This window comes from Collinsella sp. AF14-35 (assembly GCF_003464565.1).
Lineage (GTDB): Bacteria > Actinomycetota > Coriobacteriia > Coriobacteriales > Coriobacteriaceae > Collinsella.
Genome location: NZ_QRZD01000006.1, coordinates 99,457 through 106,991, shown reverse-complemented (window position 1 = coordinate 106,991; position 7,535 = coordinate 99,457). Strand labels below are relative to the sequence as shown.

The 7,535-nt window shown below is 62.7% G+C and carries 6 protein-coding genes; 4 read left to right on the top strand and 2 right to left on the bottom strand.

Annotation, left to right across the window (positions count from 1 at the left end; all coding sequences use genetic code 11):
- Positions 1–198: 198 nt before the first annotated feature.
- Together thrS and DWW12_RS03600 are read right to left on the bottom strand one after the other, a co-directional pair.
- Complete coding sequence (gene thrS, locus DWW12_RS03605; RefSeq protein ID WP_117855028.1) at positions 199–1,962, bottom strand: threonine--tRNA ligase; 1,764 nt, start codon at positions 1,960–1,962, stop codon at positions 199–201.
- Between the two features lie 229 nt (positions 1,963–2,191).
- Entirely contained in the window at positions 2,192–2,623 is a 432-nt protein-coding gene (locus DWW12_RS03600) for a zinc ribbon domain-containing protein (protein WP_117855026.1), read from the bottom strand.
- Between the two features lie 486 nt (positions 2,624–3,109).
- Between DWW12_RS03600 and DWW12_RS03595 the strand changes: the two genes are divergently transcribed.
- From DWW12_RS03595 to DWW12_RS03580, 4 genes are all read left to right on the top strand, one after another.
- Complete coding sequence (locus tag DWW12_RS03595; RefSeq protein WP_117855025.1) at positions 3,110–4,564, top strand: NAD(P)/FAD-dependent oxidoreductase; 1,455 nt, start codon at positions 3,110–3,112, stop codon at positions 4,562–4,564.
- 1 nt (position 4,565) lies between these two features.
- Positions 4,566–5,912 (top strand): NAD(P)/FAD-dependent oxidoreductase, encoded by a 1,347-nt coding sequence (locus DWW12_RS03590; protein ID WP_117855023.1) that lies wholly within the window; start codon positions 4,566–4,568, stop codon positions 5,910–5,912.
- Between the two features lie 3 nt (positions 5,913–5,915).
- Complete coding sequence (locus DWW12_RS03585; protein ID WP_117855021.1) at positions 5,916–6,308, top strand: DUF1667 domain-containing protein; 393 nt, start codon at positions 5,916–5,918, stop codon at positions 6,306–6,308.
- Between the two features lie 125 nt (positions 6,309–6,433).
- Complete coding sequence (locus DWW12_RS03580; protein WP_199570669.1) at positions 6,434–7,522, top strand: Xaa-Pro peptidase family protein; 1,089 nt, start codon at positions 6,434–6,436, stop codon at positions 7,520–7,522.
- The last annotated feature ends 13 nt before the right edge of the window (positions 7,523–7,535 follow it).

Here is a 7,535-nt window from a genome sequence, read left to right as displayed (position 1 = left end):
AACGACCTATTTGCTCAATGTGTTCGGCTGAGATCGGAAATCAACCGAAAGGACACATCTCCATAGCCCTCTACAAAAACCTGTACCTTTTTGCACAACAAAAAAGGCGCTCTACCAGCGGCTTTTTCTCGTTTTGGCATTAAAAAAGGCGACCGCCCTTTGTGGACGGTCGCCTTTCGTTGTTTCTGTTGGGTTGCCTTAGGCGCGGGTTTTAATCTCCTCGAGTACCTTGGCAACAAACTCGTCAACGCTCATCTGAACGGTCTCGTTGGAGCGATCGCGGACGGAGATGTTGCCGGCCTCGACCTCCTTCTCGCCCAGGATAAGCATGTAGGGCACGCGGTCGATGCTGCGGGCCTCGCGGATCTTGTAGCCAATCTTCTCGTCACGGTCGTCGCAGACCACGCGGATGCCGGCCTCCTCCAGCTTGGCGCACACCTCGTGGGCGTAGTCGCGGCTCTTCTCGGAAACCGGAAGCGCCTTGACCTGCACGGGGGCCAGCCAGGTGGGGAACTTGCCAGCAAAGTGCTCAATCAGAATACCGATGAAGCGCTCGATGGAGCCAAAGCACACGCGGTGCAGCATGATGGGGCGCTTCTTGGTGCCGTCGGCGTCTACGTACTCCAGGTCAAAGTTGAGCGGCATCTGGAAGTCGAGCTGGACGGTACCGCACTGCCAAGTGCGGCCGAGCGAGTCCTCCAGGTGGAAGTCGATCTTGGGGCCGTAGAAGGCGCCGTCGCCCTCGTTGACCTCATAGTCCATATGCAGCTGCTCCAGAGCGGTGCGCAGGCCCTCCTCGGCGCGCGCCCAGTCCTCGTCGGAACCCATGGAGTCCTCGGGGCGGGTAGAAAGCTCAACGTGGTACTTAAAGCCAAACTTTTGGTACACGGAGTCGATGAGGTTGACCACGCCCACGATCTCGTCGGTCAGCTGGTCGGGACGCACAAACAGGTGAGCGTCGTCCTGGTTAAAGCAGCGCACGCGGAACAGGCCGTGCAGGGCGCCGCGCAGCTCGTGGCGGTGCACCAGGCCAATCTCGCCGGCGCGAATGGGCAGCTCGCGATAGGAATGCGGCTTGGAGGCGTACACCAGCACGCCGCCCGGGCAGTTCATGGGCTTAATGCAGTACTCTTCGTCGTCGATGACGGTGGAGTACATGTTGTCCTTGTAGTGGTCCCAGTGACCCGAGGTCTTCCACAGCTGCTTGTTCATGATGAGCGGCGTGGAGATCTCCACGTAGCCGGCCTTGTGGTGGATCTCGCGCCAGTAGTCCAGCAGCGCGTTCTTAAGGATCATGCCGTTGGGCAGGAAGAACGGGAAGCCGGGGGCCTCGTCGCGCATCATAAAGAGGTCCATCTCGCGACCGATCTTGCGGTGGTCGCGCTTCCTGGCCTCCTCCAGCATGTGCATGTGCTCGTCGAGCTCTTCCTTGGTGGCAAAGGCGACGCCGTTGATGCGGGTGAGCATCTTGTTGTCCTTGTCGCCCTTCCAGTAGGCGCCCGAGACGCCGGTGAGCTTAAAGGCCTTGAGGGCCTTGGTGTAGCAGATGTGGGGGCCGACGCACATGTCGATGTAGTCGCCCTGCTGGTAGAAGGTAATGCGGGCGTCGTCGTCCAGGTCGCCGATGTGCTCGACCTTGTACTTCTCGCCGCGCTCCTCCATAAGGGCGATGGCCTCGGCGCGGGGCTTCTCGTACACGGAGAACTTGAGGTTCTCCTTGACAATCTTTTTCATCTCGGCCTCGATCGCGGGGAAATCGTCCTCGCTGATCTTGACGCCCTCGGGCAGGTCGACGTCGTAATAGAAGCCGTTGTCGGTCGCGGGACCGTAGGCAAAGTCGGCCTCGGGATAGAGGCGCTTGATGGCCTGCGCCATGATGTGCGCGGCGGAGTGGCGGATGACGTGCGTGACCTCGTCCTGCGGGAGCTCGGCCACCGAACCGTCATTGTAGAGTGCCTTCATGGGTATGTTTTCTCCTCTCGGATGCCTGATGCAAGTGCGTGCGATGCGCTCGGCGTTTTTGACTTGCATCATTATAGGCAGGTTGCCTTGGTATACAAGCGCCCGCCGCACCTTAATGGCACGGCGGGCGATTTTCTACGCATGCTTCATCGTGTGGGGCGGGGTGCGCGTGTGGCTTGCGCGGGACGCGCGCTGCCCGTGGCTTGCGGCCGGCCCGGCGATGGATGCGTTACTGGATGCGAGTTCGGCAGTAGGGGCAGACCTTCCAGTGCGCATCGAGCGGGCGATGGCAGCTGGGGCACACGTTGCGAACCTGGGTGTCGCACACCGGGCAGACGACGAAGTCCTTCTCGATGGGCGCGCCGCACTGCGGGCAGGTGCCGTACTGGGCAAGCTGACGCTCGCGCAGGGCCATGTCCAGCTCCTGCTCCTCGCGGTCGGCCGCGTAGGAGTGCGGGCGCAAGACCAGGTAGGCGATGAGGCCCACAAACGGGATGAGGGCGATGATGCCCCATGCCACGTAGGCGCTGGCGCCGCGGCGGCGAGCGTCGATGAACACATAGACGACCGACAGCACATACAGGGCGATGATAAAGCCGACGAAGGCATAGACGACGCCCATAAGCTGCGGCGACATGAGCTCGTTGATGTATTTGGACATTGAGGTGTACCTTTCGGAATATTTACAGTTCAGTCAAGTTTACCACGGGGTTTGTTTATATGGGACCACGGCTGGATACGGGGCTGGCGCGGACACAAACATCTCAATCTGTAACAGGTGGGAGCGGAATTCAGGTCTAGATGTTACAGATTGAGACACAGGGGTCCCTCCCCGACTTCAATCTCGATCTGTAACATCTTGGGCCCCAAAACCCCTCTTACTGTTACAGATCGAGACATTCAAAATCCGCCGGAAGGTTTGTCTTGATCTGTAACATCTAGAACCCAAATCCTCGTCTAACTGTTACAGGTCGAGACAAACGGTTGCCGTAGCTGTCGGCAGACGAGCTTGTCGACGTTGCTGGGTCTCCTCTCGTCTGCCGTTGGCGGGTGTTGCGGGGCTGTTCGCCGCATTGCCGCCGCGCTGGGGGTGTGCAGACCGTAGGATAGTCGTATTGACAGCCTGTCAACTCGTCTGGGAGGCACTGTGACAGAAACGTTTGATATCGCGATTGTGGGCGCGGGCATCACCGGATGCGCCATCGCGCGGCAGCTCGCGCGGTTTGACCTGTCCATTTGCGTGGTCGAGGCGGCTAACGATATTGCGCTGGGCGCGTCGAAGGCCAATGGCGGCCTGGTGCACGCCGGCTACGATCCGACACCGGGCACCGTAAAGGCGCAGGTCAACGCCCGTGGCTGCGAGTTGTACGGTGCGTGGGCGCAGGAGCTGGGCTTTCTGTTCTGCCGCACCGGGTCGATGGTGTTGGGCTTTAACGACGAGGACCGCGCGCATCTGGAAAAGCTGCGCCAGAATGGCCTGGCCAACGGGGTGCCCGAGCTGTCAATCGTCGGACCCGACCGCATCCACGAATTAGAACCGCGCGCCAGTACCAAGACGACATGCGCGTTGTGGTGCCCATCGACTGGGTTTGTCGACCCGTTTGAGGTTGCCATCGCCGCGCTGGAGAACGCCGTGGCCAACGGGGTGACGTTTATGCGCTCCGCACCGGTGGAGGCGATTGAAATCGCGGGCTCGGGCGACGACGTGCGCTTTACGTTGGCGACGCCCGCCGGAGACGTGCGCTGCCGCTACATGATCAACGCCGCGGGCAACGGCGCCGCGGACATCTCGCATATGGCGGGCGCCGAGGAGTTCCGGATGGTCTGGCGCCAGGGCAACATCGTGGTGCTGGACAAAGAACCGCGCTCGCTGATGCCACTCTACCCCGTTCCCACGCCGGTGTCCAAGGGCGTTATCGTCACGGGTACCGTACACGGCAACACCGTGATTACCGCGACCGCCGCCGTGCGCGAGCCGGGCGATACACAGACCTACGCGACCGATATCAACGCGCTCCTGACCGGTGCGCGCAAGCTGGTGCCCGATCTGGACACGCGCCGCGTGGTGCGCGCGTTCGCCGGGGGGCGCCCGGTCATTCAGGGTACAAACGACTTTTCTATTGGGCAGTCGGCCGTGGTGCCGGGGCTATTCCAGGCGGCGGGCATCCAGTCGCCGGGCGTGGCGAGCGCACCGGCCATTGCCGAGCGCATGGAGCAGGTACTGCGCAATTCCGGCGTAGCCCTGCGCGAACGTGCCGATTGGAACCCGATCCGCCGCGCGCAGGACGACTTTGACCGCGCACCGCTGGCGCGCAAGGAGGAGCTGATCGAGTCCGATCCCGCGTGGGGACAGATTGTTTGCCGCTGCGAGACGGTGCCCGAGGCCGAGATTGTGGCCGCGATTCGACGCCAACCGGGCGCGGTTTCGGTCGAGGGCGTCAAGCGCCGCTGTCGTGCCGGCATGGGTCGGTGCCAGAGCGGCTTTTGCCAGAGCCGTGTGGTGACGATTCTTGCCCGCGAGCTGGGCTGCGACCCCAGCGAGGTATTACTGGAGGACGCCGGCTCCTGGCTGGTCGAGGGGCCTTTGAAGGGGGTGCGCTAGGATGGCGGAATTCAAATCGAACGCGATTGATTGCGGCGTCGTGGAAGACGTACAAACGCAAGTCTTCGACGTGGTCGTTATCGGAGGCGGACCCGCCGGCATGGCGGCCGCGCTTGCCGCACACAAGGCCGGCGCGCGCGTGGCCATCGTGGAGCGCGAGCAGCATCTGGGCGGCATCCTGCGCCAGTGCATCCACCCCGGCTTTGGCCTGTCGCACTTTAAACAGGAGCTTACCGGTCCCGAGTACGCGCAGCGCTTTATCGACCAGGTGCACGCAACCGACATTGCGCTGTTCCTAAACAGCATGGTGCTTGGAATTGATTCAGGCGAGCCTGCGGAACACACCGCGGTCCATACCGTCACGCTCATGAGCACCGCCGGCATGCTGCAGCTCACCGGACGCGCGGTCGTCCTTGCTATGGGATGCCGCGAGCGCACGCGCAGCGAGATCAAGATCCCCGGCAGCCGTCCCGCCGGCGTGTTTACGGCGGGCCTGGCGCAGCGATACATCAATATCGAAAACCTCAAGCCCGGCTCGCGCACCGTCATTTTGGGCTCGGGCGACATCGGGCTTATCATGGCGCGCCGTTGCACACTCGAGGGGATTTCGGTCGAGGGCGTGTACGAGCTCATGCCGTACGCCAACGGCCTGCGCCGCAACGTCAAGAACTGTCTGGACGACTTTGGCATTCCGCTGCACCTGTCCACCACCGTCACGCGCGTGATCGGACACGATCGCGTGGAGGCCGTCGAGGTAAGCCAGGTCGACGAGCACCTGGCGCCCATTCCGGGGACCGAGCGCATTGTTCCGTGTGACACGCTGCTGCTTTCGGTGGGCTTGATTCCCGAGAACGAGCTTTCGGTTGCCGCGGGCATAGAGCTTGACCCACGCACGCGCGGCGCCGTGGTGGACCAGAGCCTGCAGACGGGCGTGCCCGGCATCTTTGCCTGCGGCAACGTGCTGCACGTGCACGACCTGGCCGACAACGTGACGGCCGAGTCCGAGCGCGCCGGTGCGGCTGCGGCGGCGTACGCGCTGGGGACCGGCGCGGGCGCCGTTCCGGACTGCGAGCTCACCGTCTCCCCTGCCGGCATTGCGGGATACGCGCTGCCGGGACGCATTACGGCTGTGGCGCTCACCAAGCTCAACTTCCGCGTACGCCGACCGGTCGATACCGCTCGAGTACGCATCTTGGCCAACGACGAAGAAGTGTTTGCGGGCAAAGTCCGCGCGTTTAAACCGAGCGTCATGGAAAGCTTCCCGCTGCCGGCTAAGGTGATTCAACGCGCACTCGACCTGGGTGCCAGCGAAATCGTCCTGTCCGTCGATCCCGTTGAGGAGGCATAGCTCATGAGTACGAATGTGACCGAGACGCTGCAGTTCAACTGCACCACCTGCCCATCCGAGTGCCTCCTGACCGTAGAGGTGGAGCACGACGCCAATGGCACCGTGGTGGAAGTGCGCTCCGTAACCGGTAACAACTGCCCGCGCGGCGATACGTTCGCACATCAGGAGCTCACCTGCCCCATGCGCGTGCTCACAACGACCGTGGCCGTCTCCGGCGGCGACGAAGCCCTACTCCCCGTGCGCACCGCCGAAGCCATCCCGCTAGAACTCCACGCCCAAGCCATGGCCCTCATCCGAGGCCTAGTCGTCAACGCCCCCATCCGCATGGGCGACGTCGTGCTGAAGGACCTCCTCAACACCAATATCAACCTAATCGCCAGCATGGACATCGAGTAGCTAAATTGGGACGGGGCTCTTTTAGCTGCTTTTGCAAGGAGTGTCCCCCGGTGCCGTCATAAAAGGAACGTCCCTATGTGCCGGGCTTGGGATACCATGGTGGCAGCCTAGCGAAAGGACGATGTATGGCACATATCGATGACCAGCGTGTGGTGCGCGTGCTCGATGCGCTCGAGGCTCAGCACCCCGGCGCGCAGCTGCTCGTAAACGACCCGTGGTCGATTTATTACCTGACCGGCTTTTATGCCGATATGTTCGAGCGTTTTTGCGGCGTGCTGCTCGCGCGCGATGACGAGCCCGTGATCTTGGTCAATGCCCTGCATCAGCTGCCCGAGTACGACAATGCCCGCGTCGCCTACCACATCGATACCGATGTCGTGACCGACGCCATCGCGAGTGAGATCGACCCAGCCAAGCCGCTTGGCATCGACACTGTCATGCGTTCCGGCTTTTTGATGCCGCTCATGGAGCGCCACGCCGCGAGCGAGTTTTTCCTGGGCGACTTTGCCGTCACCGCCGCGCGCACCTACAAAGACGCCGCCGAGCAGGAGCTCATGCGCGTGTCCTCGGCAGTCAACGACGCCGTGATGGCCGACGCGATCAAACTCGTCCACGAGGGCGTGACGGAGCGCGAAATCGCCGACCAAATGCTCGGCCTGTATCGCAAGCACGGCTGCGAGGGCTTTAGCTTTCCGCCCATCGTGAGCTTTGGCGCCAACGCCGGCGACCCGCATCACGAACCCGACGACACCGTGCTCAAGCGCGGCGACGTGGTGCTGTTCGACATTGGCGGACGCCGCTGCAACTATTGCTCGGACATGACGCGCACGTTCTTTTGGGGCGAGCCGGACGAGGAGACGGCACGCATCTACGACATCGTGCGCCGCGCCAACGAGGCCGCCGAAGCGCTCATCGCACCGGGCGTGCGCATGTGCGACCTGGACCGCGCCGCACGCGATGTGATCGAGGACGCAGGCTATGGGCAGTACTTTACGCACCGCTTGGGACACTCGATCGGCCTGCAGGACCACGAGCCGGGCGACGTCTCGCTGGTCAACGAGCAAGTCGTAGAGCCAGGCATGACGTTCTCCATCGAACCGGGCATCTACCTCCCCGGCCGCACCGGCGTCCGCATCGAGGACTTGGCCCTGGTGACCGAGTCCGGCGTCGAGATCCTCAATGCCTACCCCCACGATCCGGTCCGCCTAGACTAGGCAATGCGGCAAA

Bases quoted from the DNA above. Each gene is read 5' to 3' on its own strand.
- DWW12_RS03580 (WP_199570669.1), top strand. From the start codon at position 6,434: ATGGCACATATCGATGACCAGCGTGTGGTGCGCGTGCTCGATGCGCTC.
- DWW12_RS03585 (WP_117855021.1), top strand. From the start codon at position 5,916: ATGAGTACGAATGTGACCGAGACGCTGCAGTTCAACTGCACCACCTGC.
- DWW12_RS03590 (WP_117855023.1), top strand. From the start codon at position 4,566: ATGGCGGAATTCAAATCGAACGCGATTGATTGCGGCGTCGTGGAAGAC.
- DWW12_RS03600 (WP_117855026.1), bottom strand. From the start codon at position 2,623: ATGTCCAAATACATCAACGAGCTCATGTCGCCGCAGCTTATGGGCGTC.
- thrS (WP_117855028.1), bottom strand. From the start codon at position 1,962: ATGAAGGCACTCTACAATGACGGTTCGGTGGCCGAGCTCCCGCAGGAC.